Origin of the sequence: Modestobacter marinus (assembly GCF_019799945.1) — a bacterium.
Lineage (GTDB): Bacteria > Actinomycetota > Actinomycetes > Mycobacteriales > Geodermatophilaceae > Modestobacter > Modestobacter marinus_B.
Window position 1 is genome coordinate 298170 of record NZ_JABGCH010000003.1, and the last position, 26175, is coordinate 324344.

General features: G+C 73.7%; 28 protein-coding genes and 2 pseudogenes. 15 read left to right on the forward strand and 15 right to left on the reverse strand.

Annotation, left to right across the window (positions count from 1 at the left end):
- Window positions 1–24 precede the first annotated feature (24 nt).
- Window positions 25–723, forward strand: coding sequence for a hypothetical protein (locus HK417_RS04930; RefSeq protein ID WP_222263907.1), 699 nt, complete (start codon window positions 25–27; stop codon window positions 721–723).
- A 91-nt stretch (window positions 724–814) separates the two neighbouring features.
- A complete protein-coding gene (locus HK417_RS04935; protein WP_308123381.1) occupies window positions 815–2065 on the forward strand; it encodes an ornithine cyclodeaminase in 1251 nt (416 codons plus the stop codon).
- Between the two features lie 44 nt (window positions 2066–2109).
- Here the strand turns inward: HK417_RS04935 and HK417_RS04940 are convergent, their stop codons facing one another.
- From HK417_RS04940 to HK417_RS04955, 6 genes and pseudogenes are all read right to left on the reverse strand, one after another.
- On the reverse strand, window positions 2110–3093 hold the full coding sequence (locus tag HK417_RS04940; protein WP_222263909.1) for an ROK family protein: 984 nt from the start codon (window positions 3091–3093) through the stop codon (window positions 2110–2112).
- Complete coding sequence (locus tag HK417_RS04945; protein ID WP_222263910.1) at window positions 3090–3467, reverse strand: hypothetical protein; 378 nt, start codon at window positions 3465–3467, stop codon at window positions 3090–3092. The genes HK417_RS04940 and HK417_RS04945 overlap by 4 nt, the downstream gene beginning before the upstream one ends.
- Complete coding sequence (locus HK417_RS27260) at window positions 3464–3880, reverse strand: ArsA family ATPase (protein WP_439957907.1); 417 nt, start codon at window positions 3878–3880, stop codon at window positions 3464–3466. Before HK417_RS27260 ends, HK417_RS04945 begins: the two co-directional genes overlap by 4 nt.
- 6 nt (window positions 3881–3886) lie before the next feature.
- Window positions 3887–4399 (reverse strand): annotated as a pseudogene (locus HK417_RS27265) (ArsA-related P-loop ATPase); the annotation flags it as partial.
- Window positions 4400–4531: 132 nt separating this feature from the next.
- Window positions 4532–4636, reverse strand: a pseudogene (locus tag HK417_RS27270) (ArsA-related P-loop ATPase); the annotation flags it as partial.
- Window positions 4637–4638: 2 nt separating this feature from the next.
- On the reverse strand, window positions 4639–5070 hold the full coding sequence (locus HK417_RS04955; RefSeq protein WP_222263914.1) for an SRPBCC family protein: 432 nt from the start codon (window positions 5068–5070) through the stop codon (window positions 4639–4641).
- Between the two features lie 235 nt (window positions 5071–5305).
- Here HK417_RS04955 and HK417_RS04960 point away from each other — a divergent pair, with 235 nt between their 5' ends.
- Entirely contained in the window at window positions 5306–7039 is a 1734-nt protein-coding gene (locus tag HK417_RS04960; protein ID WP_261325929.1) for an AMP-dependent synthetase/ligase, read from the forward strand.
- A gap of 58 nt (window positions 7040–7097) precedes the next feature.
- On the opposite strand, the gene HK417_RS04965 is transcribed toward HK417_RS04960, so the two are convergent.
- The 4 genes from HK417_RS04965 to HK417_RS04980 all read right to left on the reverse strand — a co-directional run bounded on the left by HK417_RS04965 (window position 7098) and on the right by HK417_RS04980 (window position 11339).
- Window positions 7098–8219, reverse strand: coding sequence for a glycosyltransferase family 4 protein (locus tag HK417_RS04965; protein ID WP_222263916.1), 1122 nt, complete (start codon window positions 8217–8219; stop codon window positions 7098–7100).
- Window positions 8216–9535, reverse strand: coding sequence for a M48 family metallopeptidase (locus HK417_RS04970; RefSeq protein WP_222263918.1), 1320 nt, complete (start codon window positions 9533–9535; stop codon window positions 8216–8218). The genes HK417_RS04965 and HK417_RS04970 overlap by 4 nt, the downstream gene beginning before the upstream one ends.
- A gap of 37 nt (window positions 9536–9572) precedes the next feature.
- On the reverse strand, window positions 9573–10664 hold the full coding sequence (locus tag HK417_RS04975) for a C40 family peptidase (protein WP_222263920.1): 1092 nt from the start codon (window positions 10662–10664) through the stop codon (window positions 9573–9575).
- A 324-nt stretch (window positions 10665–10988) separates the two neighbouring features.
- Entirely contained in the window at window positions 10989–11339 is a 351-nt protein-coding gene (locus HK417_RS04980) for a hypothetical protein (RefSeq protein ID WP_222263921.1), read from the reverse strand.
- Between the two features lie 162 nt (window positions 11340–11501).
- Here HK417_RS04980 and HK417_RS04985 point away from each other — a divergent pair, with 162 nt between their 5' ends.
- Window positions 11502–13442 (forward strand): DEDD exonuclease domain-containing protein, encoded by a 1941-nt coding sequence (locus HK417_RS04985; RefSeq protein WP_308123382.1) that lies wholly within the window; start codon window positions 11502–11504, stop codon window positions 13440–13442.
- Complete coding sequence (locus HK417_RS04990) at window positions 13439–13726, forward strand: Lrp/AsnC family transcriptional regulator (protein ID WP_222263922.1); 288 nt, start codon at window positions 13439–13441, stop codon at window positions 13724–13726. The genes HK417_RS04985 and HK417_RS04990 overlap by 4 nt, the downstream gene beginning before the upstream one ends.
- A gap of 120 nt (window positions 13727–13846) precedes the next feature.
- Here the strand turns inward: HK417_RS04990 and trpD are convergent, their stop codons facing one another.
- Window positions 13847–14905 carry an anthranilate phosphoribosyltransferase gene (gene trpD / locus HK417_RS04995; RefSeq protein ID WP_222263923.1) on the reverse strand — a complete coding sequence of 353 codons (1059 nt, stop codon included), beginning with the start codon at window positions 14903–14905 and terminating at the stop codon, window positions 13847–13849.
- A 3-nt stretch (window positions 14906–14908) separates the two neighbouring features.
- A complete protein-coding gene (locus tag HK417_RS05000; RefSeq protein ID WP_222263924.1) occupies window positions 14909–15331 on the reverse strand; it encodes a hypothetical protein in 423 nt (140 codons plus the stop codon).
- Between the two features lie 122 nt (window positions 15332–15453).
- On the opposite strand from HK417_RS05000, the gene ctaE reads away from it, so the two are divergent.
- From ctaE to HK417_RS05025, 5 genes are all read left to right on the forward strand, one after another.
- Entirely contained in the window at window positions 15454–16068 is a 615-nt protein-coding gene (gene ctaE / locus HK417_RS05005) for an aa3-type cytochrome oxidase subunit III (RefSeq protein ID WP_222263925.1), read from the forward strand.
- 7 nt (window positions 16069–16075) lie between these two features.
- Window positions 16076–16963 (forward strand): cytochrome bc1 complex diheme cytochrome c subunit, encoded by an 888-nt coding sequence (qcrC, locus tag HK417_RS26065; protein WP_222263926.1) that lies wholly within the window; start codon window positions 16076–16078, stop codon window positions 16961–16963.
- Window positions 16960–18081, forward strand: a complete 1122-nt coding sequence (gene qcrA, locus HK417_RS05015; RefSeq protein WP_222263927.1) for a cytochrome bc1 complex Rieske iron-sulfur subunit — start codon at window positions 16960–16962, stop codon at window positions 18079–18081. The genes qcrC and qcrA overlap by 4 nt, the downstream gene beginning before the upstream one ends.
- Window positions 18081–19763, forward strand: a complete 1683-nt coding sequence (gene qcrB, locus HK417_RS05020) for a cytochrome bc1 complex cytochrome b subunit (RefSeq protein ID WP_222263928.1) — start codon at window positions 18081–18083, stop codon at window positions 19761–19763. The genes qcrA and qcrB overlap by 1 nt, the downstream gene beginning before the upstream one ends.
- Window positions 19764–19902: 139 nt before the next feature.
- A complete protein-coding gene (locus HK417_RS05025) occupies window positions 19903–20169 on the forward strand; it encodes a hypothetical protein (protein ID WP_222263929.1) in 267 nt (88 codons plus the stop codon).
- Between the two features lie 84 nt (window positions 20170–20253).
- Here the strand turns inward: HK417_RS05025 and HK417_RS05030 are convergent, their stop codons facing one another.
- Both HK417_RS05030 and ctaC read right to left on the reverse strand, forming a co-directional pair.
- Complete coding sequence (locus tag HK417_RS05030) at window positions 20254–20655, reverse strand: cytochrome c oxidase subunit 4 (RefSeq protein WP_222263931.1); 402 nt, start codon at window positions 20653–20655, stop codon at window positions 20254–20256.
- A 31-nt stretch (window positions 20656–20686) separates the two neighbouring features.
- On the reverse strand, window positions 20687–21571 hold the full coding sequence (ctaC, locus tag HK417_RS05035; RefSeq protein ID WP_222263933.1) for an aa3-type cytochrome oxidase subunit II: 885 nt from the start codon (window positions 21569–21571) through the stop codon (window positions 20687–20689).
- 306 nt (window positions 21572–21877) lie between these two features.
- Here ctaC and HK417_RS05040 point away from each other — a divergent pair, with 306 nt between their 5' ends.
- The 4 genes from HK417_RS05040 to HK417_RS05055 are packed head-to-tail and all read left to right on the forward strand — an operon-like array spanning window position 21878 to window position 24786.
- A complete protein-coding gene (locus HK417_RS05040) occupies window positions 21878–22243 on the forward strand; it encodes a metalloprotease (RefSeq protein WP_222263935.1) in 366 nt (121 codons plus the stop codon).
- Window positions 22233–22577, forward strand: a complete 345-nt coding sequence (locus HK417_RS05045) for a DUF3817 domain-containing protein (RefSeq protein WP_308123383.1) — start codon at window positions 22233–22235, stop codon at window positions 22575–22577. The genes HK417_RS05040 and HK417_RS05045 overlap by 11 nt, the downstream gene beginning before the upstream one ends.
- A 41-nt stretch (window positions 22578–22618) precedes the next feature.
- Entirely contained in the window at window positions 22619–24553 is a 1935-nt protein-coding gene (gene asnB, locus HK417_RS05050; RefSeq protein WP_222263937.1) for an asparagine synthase (glutamine-hydrolyzing), read from the forward strand.
- Complete coding sequence (locus HK417_RS05055) at window positions 24550–24786, forward strand: hypothetical protein (protein ID WP_222263939.1); 237 nt, start codon at window positions 24550–24552, stop codon at window positions 24784–24786. The genes asnB and HK417_RS05055 overlap by 4 nt, the downstream gene beginning before the upstream one ends.
- Before the next feature lie 100 nt (window positions 24787–24886).
- Here the strand turns inward: HK417_RS05055 and HK417_RS05060 are convergent, their stop codons facing one another.
- A complete protein-coding gene (locus HK417_RS05060; RefSeq protein WP_222263941.1) occupies window positions 24887–25243 on the reverse strand; it encodes a HesB/IscA family protein in 357 nt (118 codons plus the stop codon).
- A gap of 214 nt (window positions 25244–25457) precedes the next feature.
- Between HK417_RS05060 and HK417_RS05065 the strand changes: the two genes are divergently transcribed.
- Window positions 25458–26066, forward strand: coding sequence for a DUF3043 domain-containing protein (locus tag HK417_RS05065; protein WP_222263943.1), 609 nt, complete (start codon window positions 25458–25460; stop codon window positions 26064–26066).
- Window positions 26067–26175 lie beyond the last annotated feature (109 nt).

Consider the following 26175-nt stretch of genomic DNA (forward strand, 5'->3'; position numbering starts at 1 on the left):
GCCCCCGCGGTTGGACGGTGCCGCGTGACGCCGCCCCGCCGCGGCCGCGGCCGCCGGGACAACGGCCTGGACGCGGCCCTGTGGCACCCGCTGCGCGACGTCGACCCCCGGGTCGGTGAGCACCTGCTCGACGTCCTCGCCGCCGTGGGGATCGCCGCCTACCTCGAGCCGTCCACCGACGTCGTGCCGTACACGCGCAACGTCCACCTGCCCAGCCCGCCCTCGGACCGGCTGTTCGTCGACCGGGCGCGGCGCGCGGAGGCCCGCGACGTCGTCGCCGCGCACGCCGACGACCCGGCCCTGGACCCGCCGGTGCCGCGGGATCGGCCGTCCCGTGACCTCCGGCCGGTCGACGAGGACGCCGAGTTCGCCCGGATCGTGGCCGCCTTCGAGGCCGAGCACGGACGCCCGGCCGTCTCGGCGGAACCGCGGGACGACCCGCCGCCGCCCCGGGCCGAGCCGTCGGTGCTCGACGCCTTCGACGACCACTACGAGCCGCCGCCGCCCCCGCCGCTGCCGGTGCTGGCGCCCGCCTCGCTGTACGCGCTGCTGCTGATCCTCGTCGGCGCGGTGCTGATCGTGGCACCGGGCCGGGTCGGGCTGTCCCTGGACCTCGGGCTGGTGCTCGGCGTCGCCGCCGTGACCGGCGGGGTGGGTCTCCTGGTGTCCCGGATGCGGGAGCGGTCGACCGACGACGACGGCGACGACGGCGCCGTCGTCTGAGGAAGGACCCCCTTCCCCCACCCCTCGCCGGCTCGGGGCGGGGCCCTGGAGGGGGGCCAGCCGCGCGTTCTCACCAGCTAACGTGCCCGGCGTGAGCACCGGCGCCCTCCCCCACCGCACCGTCGTCGCGCTGACCGGCCATCTCATGGACACCGGGATCCTGGCCCGGGTCCTCGACGACGTGCTCGAGTACGGCGGCGACTACCGGATCGACAGCCTGGAGCTCGGCCGGCAGCACGAGGACGAGTCCCGCGCCCTGGTGGAGGTGCGCGCCGCGGACGCCGACCTGCTCGAGCGGATCGTCATGCGGCTGCAGACCCACGGCGCGAACCCGGTCGACCCGGGGACGGCCACCACCCGGCCGGCACCGGCCGACGGCGTCTTCCCCGAGGACTTCTACTCCACGACCAACCTCGACACCTTCGTCCGGCTGGACCGGGACTGGCTGCCGGTCGACCGCGCCGAGATGGACTGCGGGCTGGTCGTCGGTGAGCGGGACGGGCAGCCGGTCGTCCGCACCGTCCCGGTCAGCGACGTGCGCGCCGGCGAGGCCGTGGTCTGCGGCGCCCGCGGGGTGCGCGTGGAGATGGCCCCGTCGGTGGTGCGCGGTGAGGAGGAGGACTTCGGCTTCATGTCCTCGGCGGTCTCCAGCGAGAAGCCGCAGGCGCTGCTGGTGCGCCAGATCGCCGAGCGGCTGCGCGAGGTGAAGGCGGCCGGGAAGAAGGTGCTGTGGGTCGGCGGGCCGGCGGTGGTGCACACCGGGGCGGCCCCGGCGATGGTCCGCCTGGTGCGCGCCGGGTACGTCGACGTCCTGTTCGCCGGGAACGCGCTGGCCACGCACGACATCGAGTCCGCGCTGTACGGCACCTCGCTGGGGGTGGACCTGGCGAAGGGGTCCGGGGTCCCGCACGGGCACGAGCACCACATCCGGGCGATCAACACCATCCGCGCGGCGGGGTCGATCGCGGCGGCCGTCGAGAACGGCGTGCTCACCGGCGGGGTGATGCACGCGATGGTCCGGGCGGACAAGCCGTTCGTGCTGGTCGGCTCGGTGCGGGACGACGGTCCGCTGCCCGACGTGCTCACCGACGTGGTCGAGGGTCAGCGGGCCATGCGCGCGCAGCTGCCCGGCGTCGGCTTCGCGATCATGGTCGCCACGATGCTGCACGCCATCGCCACCGGGAACATCCTCCCGGCGTCGGTCCCGCTGGTCTGCGTGGACATCAACCCGGCCACGGTGACCAAGCTGGCCGACCGCGGCAGCGCGCAGGCGATGGGCATCGTCACCGACATCGGGCTGTTCCTCGAGCAGTTGGCCCGCGAGCTCGCCCCCGAGTCCTGAGTCCCGCTACGGACGACCGGCCGCCAGGCCGACCGGGAGTGCCGCTACTCGCCGTCGCTGACCGCGCGGCGCACCAGGTCCGCGGCGCCGACCAGGCCGGCCTGGGCGCCGAGCTCGGCGGCGACCACCCGGGGGCCGGGCCGGAAGCCGCGGCCGGGCAGCGCCCGGTCCAGCCGCTCCCGGGCGGGCCCGAGCACCGTCTCGCCGAGCACGCTGACCCCGCCCCCGATCACCACGACCTCCGGGTCGAGGATGGCGGAGATGTCGGCGATGCCCTGACCCAGCCAGGACCCGACCTCGGACAGCAGCTCACCGGCGAGCGGGTCGCCGTCGGCGGCCGCCTTGGCGACCACCTCCCCGGTGATCCGGCTGAGGTCACCGCCCACCCGGTCCAGCAGGCTGGCCGCGGCCGCCGGGGACTTGGTCGCCACGTCCCGGGCGGTCTGACCGAGCGCGTTGCCGCTGGCGTACTGCTCCCAGCAGCCGCGGTTGCCGCAGGCGCACAGCCGGCCGTCGGGGACCACGCGCATGTGGCCCCACTCGCCGACCACACCGTGCGCGCCGCGCTGCAGCCGGCCGTCGATCACCAGGCCACCGCCGATGCCGGTGCCGAGGGTGATCATCACCATCAGGCTGCTTTCGCGCCCGGCGCCGTAGCGGTACTCGGCCCACGCCGCCGCGTCGGCGTCGTTGCCCACCCACAGCGGGCGGCGCAGCCGCCGGCCGAGGTCCCGGCGCAGTTCCTGGTTCCGCCAGGCGAGGTGCGGGCTGAACAGCACGGTGTCACCGGTGCGGTCGAACCAGCCGGCCGCGCCGATCCCGACCCCGACGAGCGGGGCGCCGTGCCGCTCGGCGAGCTCGTCGACCACGGCGGCGATCGAGTCCTCGGTCTTCGAGACGGACTTGCCCGGGGTGGCCCGGCGGGCGGTGTCGAGGATCGTCCCATCCGGGGCGACGACCCCGCCGGCCACCTTGGTGCCGCCGATGTCGATGCCCAGCGCCGGCAGCTGGGCGGCGTCGGGGCTCACGCGACCTCGATCCGCTGGACGGGGGTGGGGGCGGGCTGGCTCACGGGGTCCTCGGCGGGGTGCGGGGTCGGGTCGGGGGCGACCCCCGTCCGGTCGTCGCCGGGCCGGGCGCCGGCCGCCGCGGAGTCTCGCAGCACGGTCGCGGTGGTGGCCAGCACGTCCGCCAGCGCCTCGAGCAACTCGGGACGGCGGCCGCGCAGCGTGGCCAGTGCGGCGCACAGCGGGCACCGGCGGCACTCCGCGGAGTGGTCCGCGGGGACGCTGCCGGGCGTCCCGAGCAGCCCGCCCAGCGTCTCGCCCAGCCGGGCCCCCGCCGGGGTGTCGGTGAGCAGCCGCCGGGCCTGCTCGAACCAGTCGGCACCGGCAGCGGTCATGCCCTGCTCCCCTCGGGATCAGCGGTCGCACCGGCCTCCGGACGGAGGAGACCGGTCGGCCACTGTGCCGGGTCCGGGGTGAACCGCACCTCCAGTGTGGCCGAGGCGGTGCCCGGCGCGGCCAGCGCCCCGCCCGTGACCGTGCACCGGCGCAGCAGGGCGTCCAGCGGCACGGAGCGCCGCATCCCGGCGGCGGTGACCACCAGGTCGTCGTCCCAGCGGGTCAGCTCCACCTCGCCGCGGCGGGCGAAGGGCAGCGGCAGGTCGAGCACCCAGTCCCCGTCCACCCGCCGTGGGGCGGGCGGCGTCGCCTGCGGCGCCGGGGCGTCCGGCACGGCGGCGTCCAGCGCCGCGACGTCGGCGGCGGTGACCGGCGGGACGGCGGACTCGGCGACCTCCCGCACCTCGCCCACCAGTTCATCGACCGCCCGGAGCGCCTCGGCCTGGACCGTTGCCCGCTGCGCCCACCACTCCCCCGGCCCGTGGGGCAGCAGCCGCGCCACGGTCACCGAGGCGACCCGCTGCCCGAGCACGCCGAGTGCGGTCGCGGTGGCGCGCAGCTCCCCGGCCGCGCCCGGTTCGGGTCGCAGCACCAGGTGCACCGCCGTGCGCTCCGGGTCGGCCAGCGGGACGTGGGTCAGCAGCTCCTCGACACCGGCGACGCCGGCCAGCAGGGCGGCCGTTCCGCCGGGTTGCTCGGGGGTCGCCGCGGCGCGCAGGGCGGCGAGCACGCGCAGCCGGGTGGGTGCTGCCTGGCCGAGCCACCAGCGCAGCGCGGACGGCAGCGCCAGCAGCGCCGCCGCGGCCGGCGTCGGCCCCGCGTCGAGGACGACGGCGTCCGCCCGGCCCGCCGCCGCGTGCCCGGCCAGCGCGGTGAGCAGCGCGAACTCCCGCACACCGGGGACGGGCACGACGGAGCTGGCCGGCGGCACGGTGAGCAGCGGCAACGCGCCGCCCAGCTGCTCGGCGTGCCGGCCCCACAGCTGCTCCAGCGCGGGCCCGGCCGCGACGACGTCGACCTCGACGGCCTCCCCGAGCCCGGTGGTCCGCGGCGGGTCCGTGGTGAGCAGGACGACCCGGCCGCCCCCGGCAGCCAGGCGCAACGCCGTCGCCGCGGCCACCGTGGAGCTGCCGGCGCCGCCGGGGCCGGTGACGAGGAGGATCTGCACGCTCAGCCCTCGACGCGCTTCTTGAGCTCCTTGAGCGCGGTGTCGAGGATGACCTTCTCGGCCCGGCGCTTGATGAGCCCCAGCATGGGGATCGAGAGGTCGATGGCGATCGTGTAGGTCACCGTGGTGCGGCCACCGGCCTCCTCCAGCAGGTAGGAGCCCTCCTGCTTCTTCTGCATCTGGCCGTGCACGAGGGTCCAGGCCACCCGGCGGTCGCCGTCCCAGGTGTAGTCGAGCACGTAGTCGTCGCTGACCGGGCCGGCGTCGATGACGAAGTGCACCCGCCGGGCGCGGCCGTCGGGCCCGGGCTCCAGCACCTCGACCTTCTTGGCGGCCGCGACCCACTCCGGATAGGCGGGGAAGTCGGCGACCACGGCCATCACCTCGGCGGCGGGCGCGTCGACGACGATCGACTGCGTGGACTGGTCGGCCATGGGCCGGAGGGTAGCCGGTCGCCACATCGGCCCCGGACCGCAACAGGGGCACCCCCCGGTCGGGTGGTTCGGGTCTGCTGCCCACCCAGCTCGCCCGGTTAGATTGGCGACGACCCCGGCGCCGGGGCCAGCGGCGACGGGGCCGCGGGACCCGCGCGTGGAAGAGAGGACCGGCGTGCGCGAGCTGAGCGTTCCCCCCACCGCGACCGTGGCGACCGATGACGCCCTGCCCGACATGGTCGTCCGCAACGCGGCCGAGCACCCGGACGGTGTCGGCCTGCGCCGGCAGGTGGGCGAGCAGTGGGTCGACGTCACCCACCGTCAGTTCGCCGACGAGGTGGCCGGGGTGGCCAAGGGCCTCATCGCCGCCGGCGTGCAGCCGGGCGACCGGGTCGGGCTGCTGGCGAGGACGCGGTACGAGTGGACCGTCCTGGACTTCGCGATCTGGGCCGCCGGCGCCGTCGTCGTCCCGATCTACGAGACCTCCAGCACCGACCAGATCTCCTGGATCCTGTCCGACTCCGGCGCCCGCGCCCTCGTCGTCGAGGGGACCGCGCACGCCGCGGCCGTCGACTCCGTGCGCGCCGAGGTGCCCGAGCTCGGCCCGGTCTGGGTGATCGAGGACGGGGCACTCGACCAGCTGACCACCGCCGGCGCCGAGCTGCCCGACAGCGAGCTCACCGCGCGCCGGGCCACCCTCACCAGCGCCAGCCTGGCCACGCTCATCTACACCAGCGGCACCACCGGCCGGCCCAAGGGCTGCGAGCTGACCCACGCGAACTTCCTCTTCGAGGTCCGCAACGGGATGGGCCTGCTGTCGAACTACCTGAACGAGCAGGGCTCGCTCCTGCTGTTCATCCCGCTGGCGCACGTGCTGGCGCGGGTGCTGGAGGTGGGCGCGGTCTACACCCGCACGGTGATCGGCCACACCGCCGACATCAAGGACCTGGTCGGCGACCTCGGCCGGTTCCAGCCGACGTTCGTGCTCGCCGTCCCCCGGGTGTTCGAGAAGGTCTACAACGGCGCGAAGGCCAAGGCCGACGCCGACGGCAAGGGGAAGATCTTCGACCGCGCCGCACAGGTGGCCGTCGACTGGTCGCGGGCGCAGGACACCGGCGGCCCGGGGGTCGCGCTCCGGCTGCAGCACGCCCTGTTCGACAAGCTCGTCTACGGCAAGCTGCGCGCCGCGCTCGGCGGCCGCTGCACCGCGGCGGTGTCCGGCGGCGCGCCGCTCGGTGAGCGGCTGGGCCACTTCTTCCGCGGCCTGGGCGTGACCGTCTTCGAGGGCTACGGGCTCACCGAGACGACTGCCGCGGCGGCGGTCAACCACGACGCGGCGCTGAAGATCGGCACGGTCGGTCGGCCGCTGCCGGGGGTGGACGCCGCCATCGCCGACGACGGCGAGATCCTGCTGCGCGGCGGGATCGTCATGCGCGGCTACTGGCACAACGACCAGGCCACCCGCGAGGCCATCGACGCCGACGGCTGGTTCCGCACCGGCGACCTCGGCGAGCTCGACTCGCAGGGCTTCCTGAAGATCACCGGGCGCAAGAAGGAGATCCTGGTGACCGCCGGCGGCAAGAACGTCGCGCCGACGGTGCTCGAGGACCGGCTGCGCGCCCACAAGCTGATCAGCCAGTGCATCGTCGTCGGCGACCAGCGCCCGTTCATCGGCGCGCTGATCACCCTCGACGTGGAGGCGCTGCCAGCCTGGCTGAGGAGCCAGGGCAAGGACGAGTCGCTCACGCCGGCCCAGCTGGCCGAGGACCCCGCCCTGCGGGCCGAGCTGGACACGGCGGTGGCCGAGGCGAACAAGGCCGTCTCGAAGGCCGAGGCGATCAAGAAGTACCGGGTGCTCCCCGACGACTTCACCGAGGACAACGGCACCCTCACCCCGAGCCTGAAGCTCAAGCGGGCCGTGGTGATGAAGGAGTTCGGCGACGAGGTCGAGGCCCTGTACGCCGCCTGAACGAGGACCCCGCCCCCACCCCTCACAGGCTCGGGGCGGGACCCTGCGGCGGGCTGTGTCAGCCGGTCAGCACCTCGGTGAACGTGCCGGCGATGGTCGGCCAGGACCAGCGCTGCTCGACCCAGGCCCGGCCGGCCGCGCCCATCGCGCGCGCCCGGGCCGGGTCGTCGAGCAGGTCGGCGACCACCCCGGCCACCGCGGAGGGTGAGCGCGGGTCGACCACGTGGCCGGTCACCCCCTCGCGGACGGTTTCCGGCGCGCCACCGGACGTGCCGGCGACCACCGGGCGGCCGCACGCGGCGGCCTCGAGGAAGACCATGCCCAGCCCCTCGACGTCCAGCCCGCCGCGGCGGGTGCGGCAGGGCATCGCGAACACGTCCCCGGCGGCGTAGTGGGCCGGGAGCTCGTCGGCCGGCACGCTGCCGGTGAGGACGACGGAGCTCTCGAGCCCCCGCCGGGCCACCGACCGGCGCAACGCCGCCTCGGCGGGCCCCCCGCCGACCAGCAGCAGCCGGGCGCGCGGGTGCCGGGCCAGCACCTCGGCCCAGCCGGCGACGAGCACGTCCTGGCCCTTGCGGGGCACCAGCCGGGACACGCAGACGACCACCGGGGCGTCGCCCAGCCCGTGCCGCGCGCGGACCGGCGAGCCGTCGACCTGCGGGGTGAAGCGGTCGACGTCCACCCCCGGGGACAGCTGCCGCAGCTCCGTCCGGAACTCCAGCGCGGGCGCGAGCCGGCCGCGGGTGTAGTCGCTGATGTAGGTGAGGACGTCGAGCCCCCCGGCGATCCGCTGCATCAGCTGCCGGGCACCGGGCAGGGCGACCCAGCCGGTCTCGTGGCCGTGCGTGGCGCCGACCAGCCGCAGCACCCCCGCCCGGCGAAGCGCCGGCGCCATCAGCCCCAGCGGTGCCGCGGCGCCGAAGAACACGGAGGTGCAACCGTGCTCCCGGGCCAGCCGGGCGGCGGTCCGCGTCGCCCCGGGGGTGGGCAGCAGCATCGACGTCCCGGCGCGCACGACGGGGTACGGCAGCCCGGCGTCGTGGTCGGCCGCCCTGGGGTGGTCGGACGCGTAGACGACCAGCTGCTCCGGGGGCTGGGTGGCGAGCAGGGCGGCGACGAAGGTCTGGATGCCGCCCTGCCGCGGCGGGAAGTCGTTGGTGACGACCAGCGTGCGGGTCACCGGCCGTGCACCAGGGCCCAGTCCTCGGCGAACGCGACCCGCTGCGGCACCGTCGGGTGCGAGCCGAAGGCCCACTGCCACAGCGCGGGCGGGTCGGGGTCGTTGAGGTTCGCCGCCCCGAGGAGCTGCTGGACGGCGATGAACGACTCCGGGTCGCCGGTGAGGTCCAGCGCGTGCAGGTCCGCGCGTGCCTCGATGTGGCGGGAGACCCCGTTCTGCACGGGGGTGGAGACCAGCGTCCCGACGGCCAGGAGGAACAGCAGCAGGGCCACGCTGCGCCCGTCGCCCGGTCCGCTGACCCCGGCCCGGCGCAGCAGCGGCGAGGCGCCCAGCAGCCAGCCCAGCAGCGAGACCCCGGCGCCCGCGCCGAGCGCCCCGATCAGCGTGCCGATGAGGACGTCATCGGTGGCGACGTGGCCCAGCTCGTGGGCGACGATCGACTCGACCTCCTCGTCCGAGAGCTGGCCGAGCAGCGTGTCGTAGACGACGATCCGCCGGGTCGAGCCGAAGCCGGACACGTAGGCGTTCAGCGCGGTGGTGCGCCGGCTCGCGTCGGCCACCAGGACGTCCTCCACCGGGGTGCCGCTGCGGTCGGCGAGGTCCAGCAGGTCGGTGCGGAGCTGGCCGGCCGGCATCGGCTCGAACCGGTTGAACGCCGGCTCGATGACCAGGGGGTAGAGGAACGAGCCGGCGACGACGAGCGCGGCCGCACCGGATCCGGCCCACGCCCACCAGCTCCGGGGGGCCCGGCGGGCCAGGGCCACGACGGCGAGCAGCCCCAGCGCGGTGAGCCCGGCGTTGATGCCGGTGGACGTGGCGACGTCCCGGGCCCACAGACCCCAGCCGCGGGTGGACAGGCCGTACCGGTGGCGCACCACCTCGCCGTAGGCCGACAGCGGCAGGGTGGCCAGCCGGCCGGCCGCCTGGAGGACGATCGCGCCGAGCAGCACCTGCCACACCCACCCCCCGCCCAGCGGCCGGGCCACCGCCCGGGCGACCGCGGCGCCGGCCCGGGTGAGGCCGAACAGCGCGGCGACGGCCAGGCTCACGACCAGTGAGGTGAGCGAGGCCGGCCGGAGGGCGCCGGCGAACGCCTCGGCCCGCGCCACCTGCCCGGGGGTGAACACGTCGGTCGGGTCGACCTGCGTGTGGCCACCGACCGGGGTGGGCAGCAGGTCGAACGGGGTGACGACGGCGACCACCACGACGAGCGCGAGCCCCAGGACGGCGGCCACCGCCAGGGCGAGCCGGCGGGACCCCCGCGTTCCGGCGCCGGTCGCGCCCGGTCCGGCGCCGCCCGCGTCTCCCCCGCTCACGCCGCGAGCTTAGGCAGCGGCGTCGCGACCTCCGGGCTCAGCCGATCAGGCGACGGGCGCCGACGTACCCCTTCATGTCGACGCTGGTGACCAGGACCGGGCTGCCGAACGTCGAGGCGTGCACCATCTGCCCGTTGCCGATGTACATGCCCACATGGCTCACCGGGGAGTAGAAGAAGACCAGGTCACCGGGCTGGAGCTGGCTCCGGGGCACCGCGGTGCCCATCGTGGACTGCACCTTGCTGGAGTGCGGCAGGGTGATCCCCGCGGCCGCGTAGGCGTACTGCGTGAGGCCGGAGCAGTCGAAGGAGTTGGGGCCACCGGCGCCCCACACGTAGGGGTCGCCGAGCTGCGCCATGGCGGTGTCGATCACCGACTGGACCGTGCCGGAGGGGGCGACGACGCGGGGCGGGGCCTGGAGGGCCGGGCCGGCGTGCTGGACGACGACAGCCTGCTGCTGCGCCGCGGTCAGCGTCTGGTACTGCCCCTGGTAGTCGGCGATCTGCGCCTGCAGGGTGGCCTGGCGGGCGGTGACGTCGTCCAGGGTGCGCTGCGCCTCGGCCGCGGCGGTCTCGGCGGCGGCCTTGGCCTGCTGCGCGACCTGGGCCGCCGCGGCCGCCTGGGCGATGACGTCACCGGTGTGGCCGGCGATCGCGTCGAGGGTGGAGACCTGCGCCAGGAAGTCCTCGGCGGAGTCGCTGGTCATGAGCGCGTTGAAGTGGGACAGGTTCTCGCCGGTGAAGGCGCTGCGCGCGACCTGGCGCATCTCGGCGTCGAGGGCGTCGGCCTGGGCCTGCGCGGTGGCCAGCGCGGTGTCGGCAGCCGCGACGGCGTCCTGCTGCTGGGTCAGCGTCACCTTCGCGTCGTTGAGCTGCTCGGTGACGACCTCGAGCTCGTGGGTGGCGTCGGCGACCAGCCGGGTCGCCTCCGCGGCGGTGCCGGCCTGCGTCGCGGCCGGGGTCGCGGACGCGCTGCCGGGCAGGACCGTGAGCAGGAGAGCGGCGACGGACCCGACGACCAGTCCCGCACCGACGCGACCACCCCACCGGCTGCGCCGCGGGGCGGCGGGGCGGTCCGTGCTGACGGGCAGCGCCCGGGCGGGTCGGGGGGAGGACTCAGGGCGCGCCACGGGCAGCGGGGCTCCACTTCTTCCGGTCGGACCGCCGTGGGGCCAGCAGCCGGGCCGGGCCCGGGGACCAGGCCGGAGTTCCGCGCGTCTTCGTCGACGCGGGCGCCCTGCTTCCGCAAGGAGCACAGGAGCTCATCCGGTGGTGCGCTGGTGCCGCCAGCGGCTGGGCAGCCGGCTGGCTCGGCGGTGTCCCGCGGGGCCACCTCGTCGGTGGCGACAGCCCGTGTGGACACCATCACGCTAAGTCCGTGTCCGGATCGAGACCCAGACCCGTCAAACCCTGAACCGTGGGCTACTCCTGCTGAATCACAGGTGTGGAATTCGTCAACCCACGTGGCGCTCCTCGCCGGTGGACGCATTCTGATGACGCAACGGCGGAACCAGTCCGAAGTCTGCCAAAGCGCGCACCGCTTTCCGCTCGACGTCGTCCAGGTCCACCACCGACCAGGCGTCCGCGGCGGCGGTGTCAACGTGGCGGACGTCACGCCCGGCGACCGTCCGCCCGGGCGCGTCCGCGGCGGTCGCCTCCCGGACCGGGCGTTCCGTGCGGCGGGTCAGCGGCACGACGCTGGGGTCGCTCCCCCGCCAGCCCGGCGGCGCGCCCAGGAGCACGGTCACGACGCAGTCGTCACAGCCCTGACCGCGGACGGTGCAGGTGTCGCAGTCGATGAGCACGGCGGCTCTCCTCTTCTCTCGAACCAACGCTGCGGACGGTAGGAGCGGCCACCGACAGTTCCGCCCGCCCGCGTGGAGAGCCCGCCGCCCCACCGTCGCGGGCGCCCGGGCGGCCCGCGTGCCTCCCGGGGACTGTCGGACCCCGCACCTAGCGTCCGCACCGTGCCGTTCCGCACCGCGTCACCCCGATCCGCCCTCCCCGTGTCCGCGCCCCTCTCCGGCCCGCTCCACCCGCCGGCCGCCGGGCCGGTCGCACCGCCGGGCAGCCGGTACCAGCAGGCGACCATCGACGACCTCGGCACGCCCCTGGCGGGCGTCACGTTCGTCGTCGTCGACCTGGAGACCACCGGCGGTTCACCGAAGGACTGCGCGATCACCGAGGTCGGCGCGGTCAAGGTGCGCGGCGGGGAGGTGCTGGGTGAGTTCCAGACCCTGGTCGACCCCGGCTGCGAGATCCCGCCCTACATCAGCGTCCTCACCGGGATCACCTCGATGATGGTGGCCACCGCGCCGCGCATCGACGCGGTGCTGCCGGCCTTCCTGGAGTTCGCCCGCGGCGCCGTGCTGGTGGCCCACAACGCACCGTTCGACCTCGGGTTCCTGCGGGCGGCCTGCGAGCAGATCGGCATGCCGTGGCCGGCGTTCGCCTCGGTCGACACCGCCGTCCTCGCCCGGCGGCTGCTCACCCGCGACGAGGTGCCCAACTGCAAGCTGGCCACCCTGGCGCCGTACTTCTCCACCTCCACGGAGCCCTGCCACCGGGCCCTCGCCGACGCCCGGGCCACGGTCGACGTCCTGCACGGCCTGCTCGAACGGGTGGGCCCGCTGGGCATCACGTCGCTGGAGGAGCTCACCGGGCTCACCCGGCAGGTCGACCCGGAGCGGCGGCGCAAGCGCCACCTGGCCGAGCACGTCCCCTCGGGCCCCGGGGTCTACCTCTTCCGCGGCCCGCGGGACGAGCCCCTGTACGTGGGCACCTCCACCGACCTGCGCAGCCGGGTGCGCTCCTACTTCTCCGCCGGTGAGCAGCGCAGCCGGATGACGGAGATGATCCGGCTGGCCGAGCGGGTGGAGGCGCTGCCGTGCGCCCACGACCTGGAGGCCGCCGTCCGCGAGCTGCGGCTCATCGCCGAGCACAAACCGCGGTACAACCGCCGGTCCCGCTTTCCCGAGCGGGCGCTGTGGATACGCCTGACCGAGGAGCCGTTCCCGCGGCTGTCGGTGGTACGCCGGGTCCGGCCGGGCACCGGGGTGTTCCTGGGTCCGTTCGCCGACCGGCGCGCGGCCGACGCCGCCGTCGCCGCGGTGCACGAGTCGCTGCCGCTGCGGCAGTGCACCGCCCGGCTGTCCCGGGCCGGGCGGGGCAGCGCCTGCGCGCTGGCCGGCATGGGCCGCTGCGGTGCCCCGTGCACCGGAGCCCAGTCCCGGGAGGAGTACGCCGCGATCGCCGCGGTCTTCGCCGCCGCCGTCGACGCCGACCCCCGCGCGCTGGTGGCCCCGCTCCTCGTCCGGGTCGAGCAGCTCGCCGCCGAGGGCAGGTACGAGGACGCCGCCGTGCTGCGCGACCGCGTCGCCGTCCTGGTCCGCGCGGTCCGCCGCCGCCAGCGACTGGAGTCCCTCGCCCGGGTGCCCGAGCTGGTGCTCGCCCGCTCCGACGGCGCGGGTGGCTGGCAACTGTCCGTGGTGCGGCGGGGGCGGCTGGTGGCCGCCGGCGTCGCGGAGCGGGGGCGATCGGTGCGCGGCACGCTCGCCGACCTGCTGTCGACCGCGGAGACCCCGGTCGGACCCGACGACGAGCTGGCCGCCTCGGTCGACGAGACCGAGCTCGTGCTCCGCTGGATGGAGAAGCCGGGCACCCGGCTGGTCGAGCTCACCGGCACACTGGCCTGCCGCGCCCCCGGCACCGGGGACTACAGCGAGTTCCTGTCCCTCGTCGACGCCGGCCGCGCCGAGCGCGACCCGTTCGGCGACACCCGGTCCCTGCGGACGCACAGCCAGCCCGACCGCGTGCCCTCCCCGGGCCCGGGAGCCGCGCCCGGCCGGCCGGTCCGTCCCTCGGGGCGGCGCGTCACAGGCGGCACCCCGCTAGCATCCCCGGCGTGATCACCGCCATCGTGATGATCGATGCCGCCACCGACGCGATCCCCGAGGTCGCCGCGGCCGTCGCCGACCTCGAGGGGGTCAGCGAGGTCTACTCGACCGCCGGGGAGGTCGACCTGATCGCGATCGTGCGGGTCCGGGAGTTCGATCAGGTGGCCGACGTCATCGCCGGGCAGATCAACAAGGTGCCCGGCGTCCTGGAGACCGAGACGCACATCGCCTTCCGGGCCTACTCCCGGCACGACCTCGAGTCGGCCTTCTCCCTGGGCCTCGAGCAAGCGGAGTGACGAAGGTGGAGGGACCCCGTCCTCCCCACCCTTCGCACGCTCAGGGCGATGCCCTGGCCGGGGCCTGACCCACCCCTCGCGCGCTCGGGGCGGTGCCCTGGACGGGGCGGGGGTCGAGCCTCAGCTCCCAGTCGCCTCGCGCGCCTGGTGGCTGACCCGCACCCAGTCCTCCAGCTTGGCCGCTGCCCGGCCGTCGTCGATCGCCGCGGCGGCACGCTCCAGGCCCGCGGCCAACGCGTCGTGCAGCCGGGCGCCGCGCTCGTCGAACGCCGCCAGCGCGCCCGCGGCGTTGAGCAGCACCGCGTCGCGCACCGGCCCGGGGTCACCGGCCACCAGCCGGCGCACCACCTCGGCGTTGACCGCCGGCTCCCCGCCCCGCAGGGACTCCGGCGCGGACCGGGGCACCCCCAGCAGCGTCGGGTCCAGGCGCTCGGCCACGACCTCACCGTCGCGCACCACCCAGACCGCGGAGGTGGTCGTGGTGGTGAGCTCGTCGAGGCCGTCGTCCCCGCGGAAGACCAGCGCCCGCGAGCCGCGGTCGGCCAGCACCTGGGCGAGCACCGGCGCCATCCGCGTGTCCGCGCAGCCGATCGCCCCGGCCACCGGACGGGCGGGGTTGGTCAGCGGACCGAGGAAGTTGAAGACCGTGCCGATGCCGAGCTCCCGGCGGGGCACCGCCGCGTGCCGCATGCCGGGGTGGAACACCGGCGCGAAGAAGAACCCGATGCCGGCCTCTCGCACGCAGTGCGCCACCCCCGCTGCCGGCAGGTCGATCACCACGCCGAGCGCCTCCAGGACGTCGGCGGTGCCCGACTTGGAGGAGGCCGCCCGGTTGCCGTGCTTGGCCACCGGCACCCCGGCGGCGGCGGTCACGATCGCGGCCATCGTGGAGATGTTGACCGTCTGGGCGCCGTCGCCCCCGGTCCCGACGACGTCCACGCAGTCCACCGGCAGGGACACCGGGGTGGCCACCTCCAGCATCGTCGCGGCGAGACCGGCCACCTCCTGCGGCGACTCCCCCTTGGCCTTCAGCGCGACCACGAAACCGGCCACCTGGACGGGGGTGGCCTCGCCGGTCATGACCTGGCGCATGGCCCAGCGGGTGTCCTCCGCGGCGAGGTCCTCGCCCCGGGTCAGCCGGTTGAGCAGCCCCGACCAGGTCGGGCTCGTGTCCGGCATGGGTCAGTGGCGGGCGGCGGGGCGCCGCGTGGCGCGGTCGCGCAGCAACCCGGCGACGACGTCGGTGGCGGTCAGCGGGTCGACCGGGTACGCCAGCGTGGCGTCGGCCAGCGACCAGTGCGCCAGCCAGCGGTCGGCCTGCCGGGCGATCAGCACGACCAGCGCCGGGCAGTCGGCCACCTCGGCGTGCAGCTGCCGGCTCAGCCCCATGCCACCCGTGGGCTGTGCCTCGCCGTCCAGCACGCACAGGTCGACGCCCCCCGCGTCGACGGCGGCGACGACCTCCTCGCCGGTGGCGCACTCCACGTACCCGAGCGGTCCCACGTCGGCGGCCGGGAAGTTCCCCAGGGCGGTGCGGACGGCGGCGCGGACCTCGGCCCGCGGGCTGAAGACCAGCACGGTGGCCGGCACGGCGACGTCACTCACAGCCCGGAGCCTAGTGTCTGCCCCGATCGCCCATGCCGATGCGGCGCACGCCTCGTGGCAGGCGCGCCACGCCCGTTCAACCCCACGTCGTGAGCAGGCCGTCCCGATGCCATGATGAGCCGGTGACAACGGCCCCCGTGGCGAGCAGCACCTTCGACACCTCGCGGGTGCACTCCCTGACCCGACCGAACATGGTCAGCGTCGGCACGATCGTCTGGCTCGCCAGCGAGCTGATGTTCTTCGCCGGCCTGTTCGCCATGTACTTCACCGCGCGAGCCCGGGCGACCGAGGGCTGGCCCCCGGAGCCCACCGAGCTGAACCTGCCGTACGCGACGGTGTTCACGGTGATCCTGGTGCTCTCCTCGGTCACCTGCCAGCTCGGCGTCTTCGCCGCGGAGATCGGGAACGTGTACGGCCTGCGCCGCTGGTTCGCGATCACCTTCCTGATGGGCACGGTGTTCGTCCTCGGGCAGGCGAACGAGTACCGCGTGCTGGTCGTGGACCACGGCACGACGATCGCCTCGTCGACGTACGGCGCGGTCTTCTACCTGACGACCGGCTTCCACGCGCTGCACGTGATCGGCGGCCTGATCGCCTTCATCTTCGTGCTCATCCGGTCCACCATGGGCCGTTTCACGCCAGCCCAGGCGACCTCGGCCATCGTGGTCTCCTACTACTGGCACTTCGTCGACGTCGTGTGGGTCGGGCTCTTCGCCACGATCTACCTGATCCGCTAGGGAACCGGTGTCCACCACGAACCCCTCCTCCGAGGCCTCCGTCGACGACCACCGCGGCCTGCGCGCCCGGTTCGGCCGCCGGCCGGTCGCCGGCAGCCCTGCCGCCGCGGCGCGCGACCGCCGCCGTTCCAAGCAGCGTCGTCGCCTGGCCAACGTCGCCGGCCTGATGGCCGCTCTGGTGCTCACCGGGGTCGGCTACTCCGTGGTCGCCCCCGGCGCCAGCGCCGCCGACGACTCCACGGGCACCGCGTCCAACGCCGTCGAGGCCGGGCAGGAGCTGTACACACGCAGCTGCATCACCTGCCACGGCGCGAACCTGGAGGGCGTGGAGGACCGCGGTCCGTCCCTCATCGGCGTCGGCGAGGCCGCCGTCTACTTCCAGGTGCACACCGGCCGCATGCCGCTGGTGCGCCAGGAGGCCCAGGCGCCGGAGCGCGCCCCGCTGTTCAGCGAGGAGGAGATCGAGCAGCTGATGGCCTACATCCAGGCCAACGGCGGCGGCCCGGCCATTCCCTCGGGTGATCTGCGCGACGGCGACCTGGCCGCGGGTGGCGAGCTCTTCCGGCTCAACTGCGCCCAGTGCCACAACTTCACCGGAGAAGGCGGTGCGCTCTCCTCCGGCAAGCGCGCCCCGTCGCTGCAGGAGGCCAGCGACCTCGTCATCTACACCGCGATGCTCTCCGGTCCGGAGAACATGCCGGTCTTCGGTGACAACCAGCTGACGCCCGAGGACAAGCGGGCGATCATCAACTACGTGCAGACCATCAAGGAACAGGCCGACCCCGGCGGCGCCGGCATCGGACGGGTGGGCCCGGTCGCCGAGGGCCTGGTCATGTGGACCGTCGGCATGGGAAGCCTGCTGTTCGGGATCTTCTGGATGGGGACGAAGGCGTGACCACGACCGACCACCGCCCCGGCTCGACCGGCGGCGCCGACGTCCCCGGCCCGCTGCACGGCGGACCGGACGACGACTACACCCCCCAGCAGCTCGCCGCGATGGACCGCACCGAGCTCGACCGGCTCGGTGCCCGGTACGACGCCGTCGAGGTCCTGCACGTGGACCCGGTGCCGGAGCCCGGCTCGCCGCTGGAGCGGAAGGCGGCCCGCCAGGTCACGCTGTGGTTCGCCATCGCCGGCCTGTCCGCCGTCGCGTTCCTCGTCGTCTACGCCGGCTCGAACTGGTTCCTCCCCGACTGGGCCTGGGAGCCGGGGGACAGGAACTGGAGCGCGCTCTTCACGCCGCTGCTCGGTGTCACGATGGGCCTGTCGCTGACCGCCATCGGCATCGGCCTGGTGCTGTACGTCAAGAAGCTGCTGCCCCACGAGACGGCGGTGCAGGACAAGCACGACGGCTCGCACTTCGACCGGGTCACCACCGGCGCGACGCTGGTCGGTGCGTGGCACAACTCGGGGCTCCCCCGCCGCAAGCTCCTCGGGGGGACACTGGCCTTCATGGGCGCTGCCTTGGGGGTCATGCTGATCGCGCCGCTGGGCGGCCTGATCAAGAACCCCAACAAGGGCAACCCGCTCGGCACGACCCCGTGGGCCGACGGGCTCCGGCTGCTGCGTGACGACGGCACCCCGGTGCGCCCGGGCGATCAGGTGCCCGGCTCGCTGGAGACGGTCTTCCCGGCCATTCCGGGGGGCAACTCGGTCCACCACTCCGACGCCGCCGTCATGCTGATCCGGTTGCGGCCCGATCAGATGGAGACCCTGGTGACCCCGGCCGGCCAGGAGGACTTCGGCTACGGCGACTACCTCGCCTACTCCAAGATCTGCACGCACGCCGGCTGCCCGGTGTCGCTCTACGAGCAGGAGACCAGCCGGATCCTCTGCCCGTGCCACCAGTCGCAGTTCGACGTGACGCAGGGCGCCAAGCCGGTCTTCGGGCCGGCGACCCGCTCGCTGCCGCAGCTGCCCATCAGGGTCGACGAGGAGGGCTACTTCGTCGCTCGCAGCGACTTCCGGGAGCCCGTCGGCCCGTCGTTCTGGAACATGGGAAGGCTCAACTGATGGCCACCAACACCGTTCCCGCGCCCGAGCAGCCGAAGACGCTCGCCGGGAAGGCGGCCCTCGAAGTCGACGACCGGATCCCCATCGCCGGGTGGCTCCGGCGCACGATGAACAAGGTCTTCCCCGACCACTGGTCGTTCCTGCTCGGGGAGATCGCGCTCTACGCATTCGTCATCCTGCTGCTGTCCGGGACGTACCTGACCTTCTTCTTCGATGCGTCGATGAGAGAGGTCGTGTACGAGGGCAGCTACGCGCCGCTGCGCGGCGTGGACGTGTCCGCGGCGTACGACTCGACGCTCGCCCTCTCCTTCGACGTCCGCGGTGGTCTGTTCATCCGGCAGGTGCACCACTGGGCCGCGCTGCTGTTCGTGGCGGCCATCTGCGTCCACCTGCTGCGCATCTTCTTCACCGGTGCCTTCCGCCGGCCGCGGGAGACCAACTGGTTCATCGGCGTCGCGCTGCTGGTCCTGGCCATGCTGGAGGGCTTCGCCGGCTACACCCTCCCCGACGACCTGCTGTCCGGGACCGGGCTGCGGATCTTCTCCGCGGTGTTCCTGTCGATCCCGGTGATCGGCACCTGGGTGTACTTCACCGTCTTCGGCGGCGACTTCCCGGGTGAGCTGATCATCGGCCGGCTGTACATCCTGCACGTGCTGGTCATCCCCGCGATCATCCTGGCGCTGATCGCGCTGCACCTGACCGTGCTGATCAAGCAGAAGCACACCCAGTTCCCCGGCGCGGGGCGGACCGAGCACAACGTGGTCGGCAACCGGCTCTTCCCGACGTTCGCGGGCAAGGCCACGGCGCTGTTCTTCATCGTCTTCGGAGTCTGTGCCGCCCTGGGCGGTCTGGTGCAGATCAACCCGATCTGGCTCATCGGCCCGTACAACCCGGCCCAGGTCTCCTCCGGCTCGCAACCGGACTGGTACATCGGCTTCGTCGACGGTGGCTCCCGCATCATGCCGCCGTGGGAGATCGAGCTCTGGGGCTACCACATCCCGCCGGTGCTCTGGGGCGCCCTCGGCATCCCGGGCGTGATGTTCACCGTGATGGCGCTGTACCCGATCATCGAGCGCAAGCTGACCGGTGACACCGCCAGCCACCACCTGCTGCAGCGTCCGCGCGACGTCCCCGTGCGCACCGCGCTCGGCGCCATGGCGCTGACCGCGTACATCGTGCTGTGGATCTCCGGTGGCAACGACGTCATCGCCGAGAAGTTCGACATCAGTCTCAACGCGATGACCTGGTTCGGCCGCATCGGCTTCATCCTCCTGCCGCCGATCGCCTACTGGATGACGTACCGGATCTGCCTGGGCCTGCAGCGGCACGATCGTGAGGTGCTCGAGCACGGCATCGAGACCGGGGTCATCCGGCGGCTGCCCAACGGTGAGTTCATCGAGGTGCACCAGCCGCTCGGCCCGGTCGACGACCACGGTCACGGGGTCCTGTCCTACGGCGGCGCCTCGGTGCCCAAGCGGATGAACCACGTCGGCGGCGCCCGCCGCGCGATCAAGGGCTTCTTCCGCCCGATCGAGGACCCGGCCGAGGTCCAGCGCCAGGCCGAGCAGGAGGCGCGCGGGCTGGAGGCCGAGGAGGCCAGCCGCGAGCTGACCCGTTCCGGCCGCCCCGCCGAGGGTGGTCGCCCGTCCGCGGGGGGTCGTCCGCGGGAGCCGCGCGACTGACATTCGCGCGCAGTTCACGAGAAGGGCCCCGGTCGGATCTCCCACCGGGGCCCTTCTCGTTGCGGCCGGCCGTCCCCCGGTGGCGCCGATCTCCCTCAGGACGACGTGGAGCGCGCCGGCAGGGCACGGAGCCTCACGCGTGCTCCATCTGAGGGTCGGCCGGCCCAGGTCCTCCCCGCCCTCGCGCGGTGCCGCCGCCGGCGTCTTCCTGCCGTCCGGGCTGGCCTTCCGCCTGACGCTCCACGGCGTGCAGGCCCACGTGGACAGCCACCGGTCCTGCCCCAGCCGGGAGGAGCGTGAGGACGCGATGCTCGGGTACGCCCGGCCGGTCATGGTCGGCGGCACCGCCGCGATCGTCCTCTGCCTGGTCCTCACCGTCACCGACGCGTACACGGCCGAGCTGTGAGTGGGGCCACCGGCCGCACCGGCCCAGAGACGACGACGGGCCCCCTCCCGACTCGGGAGGGGGCCCGTGGTCAGACGTTGCCGGTCAGCTGTGCGCGTTCTGCCCGACGTAGTACTCGAACAGCAGGCCGCCGATGGTCAGCAGCAGGGCGACACCGGCGATCAGGATCAGCCAGGGGTACCAGAACGCCAGCGCCAGTCCCATCGTCGCGGCCGAGAGGGCCAGCCCGAAGGGCCAGTAGCTCGCCGGGCTGAAGAAGCCCAGCTCGCCCGCGCCGTCGGCGATCTCGGCGTCCTTGCGGTCCTCCGGGCGGGCGTCGATGCGCCGGCTGACGAACCAGAAGAACCCGCCGATGAGCGCGCAGAGCCCGCCGGACAGGACCAGCGCCGTGGTGCCGACGGGCTCACGGGCCCACACGCCGTACACGATGGCCGAGACGATGCAGAACACCGTGATCAAGTTGAAGATTGCTGCTTCGACCTTCACGGTCGCTCCTCCTGGTGCCGCGTGGGTCGGGTCAGTCCTGCGCCGAGGCGGCTTGCTGGCCACCCAGGGGCAGGGGCACGGTCGTGGTGGCCTCGCCGGGCTGGCCGATACTCTCCAGCGCCTCGTAGGTCGACAGGCCCGACTCGCGGGCGGCGATGTAGGCGTCGTAGTCGTCGGAGGGCACCGACCGCACCTCGAAGTTCATGTACGCGTGGTAGGTGCCGCACAGCTCGGCGCAGCGGCCGACGTACGAGCCCTCCTCGCGGACGGTCACCTCGAAGACGTTGTCGCGGCCGTTCTCGTTGCCCGGGATGACGTCGAGCTTGAAGAGGAAGTCCGGCACCCAGAAGGAGTGGATGACGTCGGCGGAGGCCAGCTCGAAGCGGACCGTCTCGTTGGTCGGCAGCACCAGGATCGGGATCTCGTCGGAGGTGCCGACGGTGGAGACCGGCTCGCCACCGGCGGCGTCACTGGTGTCCGGGTAGACGAACTGCCAGTTCCACTTGAACGCGTTGACCGAGACGGTGACGTCGGGCTGCTCGCTGCGCTCCATCACCCGGTTCTGGGTGTTCACGGTGAAGAAGAAGAGCACCGCGATGATGATGAACGGGATGATCGTGTAGACGACCTCGAGCGGCAGGTTGTACGCCGTCTGCCGAGGCAGCTCGTCACCCCGCTTCCGGTACCGGATCGCGGCGTAGGCCATGAGCGCCCACACGGCGATGCCGATGACCAGGGCCGCGATCGTCGAGCCGATCCACAGCTCGTGCATCGCGTGCGCCTCGTCGGTGATGCCCTCGGGCCAGCCCCAGCTGAGCCAACTGCCCGCGACGTCTTCGAAGGAGCACCCGCTGAGCGTCAGCGCCCCCAGGAGACCGAGCCCGGCGACCTTCGCCTGCTTGCTGCGTCGAGCCACTGCCCGCTGCCTCCTCTTCCTCCGCCCGGCGGCGCCAGGCGGTCTCACCGGCGGGTCCCACGGCTCCTCGACAGGCGCCGTCATCCCCACCACAGTCTCCCGGAGACTATCCGACCCCGCCTCCCGGTCCGGGGGTGGGCGCGACGGCCCGGCGGGTCGGTTTGCACGACTGCCCGACGACGGCCCCCACCTGCGGCTTCGGCGGCAGCTGTCCGGTTCCGCAGGGGCGGGACGCCGCCGCGCTGGGTCACCGGCATCACCTCCGGCGGCGCCTTCCCGGGTCCGGCGGCGGTTAGAGTCGCAGGCGTGTACCAACGCCTGCTGACCTGGCGGTGGGTGCTGATGCACCTGCTGGTCCTGGCGCTGTTCGTGATGACGTTCTTCCTCGGCCACTGGCAGCTGACCAAGGCCGAGGCCGGCGGCGGCCCGGTGAACTGGAGCTACGCGCTGCAGTGGCCGCTGTACGGCCTCATGGGTGCGGGTTTCTACCTGCGCATGTGCCGTGACGAGCTGCGCCGCGACCCCGCCGACGACGAGCCGGGGACGTCGGTCGTGCTCTACCAGCGTCCGCGGATCGACACCACCGGCGACCCCGAGCTCGCCGCGTACAACGCCTACCTGGCGGAGCTGAACGCCAAGGCACTGGGACAGCAGGCCAACCGTGGTCGCTGAGCCGTCCACGGCCACCGTGCCGCCCCGGGTCGCCGGCACGCTGACCCGCTACCGGGTGATGTCCTACGTCGTCGGCGTCATGCTGCTGGTCCTGGTCCTGGTCGCCGTGCCGTTGCGCTACGCCTCCGGGATCCCGGAGGTCTCCAAGGTGGTCTCGCCGGTCCACGGGTTCCTCTACATGGTCTACCTGGTGGCCGCCTTCGACCTGGCGCTGAAGGCACGCTGGACGGCGAAGGGCACGGTCCTGGTGCTGCTGGCCGGCGTCGTCCCCTTCCTGTCCTTCTGGGCCGAGCGCCGGGTGACCTCCCGCGTCCGCGCCGGTCAGCCCCTGTAGCCCGTCCCTCCCCGTTCCCCAGCTCCTGGAGACCACCCCGCATGTGCGGCCTGCTCGCCTACCTGTCCACCGACGCCGACCGGGTCGGTGAGCAGACCATCGCGGGCGTGCAGCACGCGCTGCGCTGCCTGCGTCACCGCGGCCCGGACGACCGGGAGATCTGGGCGGACCGCCGCGCGGTCCTCGGCTTCAACCGGCTGGCCTTCATCGACATCGAGGGCAGCCCGCAGCCGATGCCGTACGCCGAGGGCCGGTACCGGATCGTCTTTAACGGCGAGATCTACAACTACCTGGAGCTGCGCGAGGAGCTGCGGGCCGCCGGGGCCGAGTTCGCGACCGAGGGCGACACCGAGGCGATCGTCGCCGGCTACCACCTCTGGGGCGAGGCGATCGTCCCCCGGCTGCGTGGCATGTTCGCCTTCGTCATCTGGGACACCGAGACCGGGACGGCGTTCGGCGCCCGGGACGGCTTCGGCATCAAGCCGCTGTTCGCCGCGCGCCTGGCGGACGGCGGGCTGGTGTTCAGCTCGGAGAAGAAGGCGCTGCTCGAGCTGCTCGGGGGCAGCGCGGCGGCAGGCGGCGTGGACTCGGCGTCGCTGCAGCACTACCTGACCCTGCAGTACGTGCCGGAGCCGGCGACGCTGCACCGCGGGATCCGGCGGATCGAGAGCGGCACCAGCTTCACCGTCGTCGACGGGGAGCTGCACACCGAGCGGTGGTTCCACCCGTCGTTCCGCCCGGTCCCGGTGGCACCGGGCACGGAGCAGGAGCTGTACGACCGGATCGCCGCGGTCCTCGACGACTCCGTCGCCAAGCACATGCGCGCGGACGTGACTGTCGGCTCGTTCCTGTCCAGCGGCATCGACTCCACGGCGATCGCGGCGCTGGCGCACAAGTACAACCGTGACCTGGTGACCTTCACCGTGGGCTTCCAGCGGGAGGCCACCTCGGAAGTGGAGATCGCCGCGGAGTCGGCCGCCATCCTGGGCGTCCGGCACGTCCCGGTCGAGATCACCGCCGAGGAGTTCGCCGAGGTGATCCCGACGGTCGTCTGGTACCTCGACGACCCGGTCGCCGACCCGGCGCTGGTGCCGCTGTACTTCGTGGCCCGCGAGGCGCGCAAGCACGTCAAGGTTGTGCTCTCCGGCGAGGGCGCCGACGAGCTGTTCGGCGGCTACACGATCTACCGGGAGCCGCTCAGCCTGGCCTGGGCGTCGACGCTGCCCCCGGCCGGGCGCCGGGCGCTCGGCGCGCTGTCCCGGCTCGTCCCCGAGGGTGTGCGGGGTCAGGACCTGCTGCGCCGCGCCTCCATCCCGCTCGAGCAGCGCTACTACGGCAACGCGCGGAACATGCGGGACGACGAGCTGGCCCAGCTGCTGCCCGGCCACGACCCCGACCTGTCCCACGTGCAGGTCACCGAGGACCTCTACCGGCGCACCCGCGAGGCCGGCTACGACGACGTGACCGCGATGCAGTACGTCGACCTGTTCACCTGGTTGCGCGGCGACATCCTGGTCAAGGCCGACAAGATCACCATGGCGAACTCCCTCGAGCTGCGGGTGCCGTTCCTGGACCCGGAGGTCTTCGCGCTGGCCAGCACGCTGCCGCTGGAGATGCGGGTGCCCGCGCGTGGGGACGCGACCAAGTTCGCGCTGCGGCAGGCGATGCGGCAGATCGTCCCGCAGCGGATCATGAACCGCCGCAAGCTCGGCTTCCCGGTGCCGACCGCGGACTTCCTCGCCGGGCCGCTGCACGACTGGGCGCGGGACATCGTCACCGCGAGCCAGACCGACGAGTGGCTGGACCGGGAGCACGTGCTGGGCCTGCTCGAGCGGCTGCGCCAGGAGGACACCCCGAGCAAGCGGATCGCCCGGCAGGTCTGGGAGGTGCTGGTCTTCATGGTGTGGCACGGCATCTTCGTCGAGCAGCGGATCACCCCGGAGATCCCCGAGCCCGTCTACCCGGTCCGGCTGTGACCGGCCGGCGGGCGGCGGGTGCGCTGACGGCCGGGCTGCTGTCCGTCGCCGTCCTCGGTGGGTGTTCCGGCGGGGACGGCGAGCCGGCGCCCGCCACCCCGACGGAGGTCTCCACTCCCCCGCCGATCACGCCGTCCGGCACGGTCGCGCCGCCGACCTCCGGGCTGCCCGGGACGCTGACACCGGGGACCGGCGGGAGCGGCATCCCGATCCCCACCGAGCCGCAGAACTGACGAGGCCCGGCTCCCCGAGGGGGAACCGGGCCGCATCACCGGCCCTCCTGCAGGGCCCCGCCGCGAGCTCGCGAGCGGTGGGGGGCAGGAGGGTCCTTCGTCAGTGGAAGGAGTCGCCGCAGGCGCAGGAGCCGCCGGCGTTGGGGTTGTCGATGGTGAAGCCCTGCTTCTCGATGGTGTCGACGAAGTCGATCACGGCGCCACCAAGGTACGGGCCGCTCATCCGGTCGACGATGACCTCCACGCCGCCGTACTCGTAGGTCTGGTCGCCGTCGAGGAAGCGCTCGTCGAAGAACAGCTGGTACCGCAGACCCGAGCAGCCGCCCGGCTGCACCGCGATCCGCAGGCGCAGGTCGTCCCGGCCCTCCTGGTCGAGCAGCGCCTTCACCTTGGCGGCAGCCTGCTCGCTGAGCACGACGTTGGTGGCGCCGGGGGCCTGCGTGTCCTGCACGGTCATGTCTGTGGTCCTCCCACACTCGAGGTGTCCAGCTCGGGCGTCGCGGGGCCGCGTCGGTCCGGCGGTCTGTCGCGATGTCCAACACCGCCGGAGCGGAGCTGCTTCCCACTGTACGGCGGAGGCGCAGCCAGGGGGACCGCTTCCCACCACCTGGGGAGGACGGAAGGGTCCGCGGGATCGGGGAGCGGGCGGCGGCCACGTAGACTCCGCAGCCGTGAAGTTCCGCCTCCCCGGCCGCCGTCCCGCCGCCGAGACCACGCCGGCCACGGCCGGCGACACCGCCGCGCAGCAGGCGGTCGCGGCCGGCAAGGGCCGCCCCACGCCCAAGCGCAACGAGGCACAGCCCCGGCGCAGCGGGCCGGTCCCCCCGCCGCCGACCACCCGCAAGGAGGCCTACCGGCGGATGCGGGAGCAGCAGGCGAGCACCCGGGGCAACCAGCGGGTCGCCCTGGCCCGCGGCGACGACAGCGCGCTGCCGGCCCGGGACCGCGGACCGGTGCGGCGGCTGGTGCGCGACGTCGTCGACACCCGGCGCAACGTCGGCAGCGTCTTCCTGTTCGTGGCGGCGCTGATCATGGTGAGCCTGGTCGTGCCGAGCCCGGCGTTCAAGAACTACGCCACCATGGTCTGGCTGGTGTTCTTCCTCGCGATCATCACCGACTCGTTCCTGCTCGGCCGGCGGATCAAGAAGGTCGTCACCGAGCGCTTCCCGGAGCACGAGGAGAAGGCCCGGTCGCTGGTCTGGTACGGCATCAGCCGGTCGACGATGGTCCGCCGCTGGCGCTTCCCGAAGCCCGCCGTCGCGCCGAACGCCGAGATCTAGTGCCGCGGCTGCGAACTTTCGCCCTGGTTGGTGACACACCGGCCGATGTCCCTGGCTGAGGTCTGCAACGGGTGAACCGTTGCGCTCGTCTGATCCTGTCTTCCCCGCA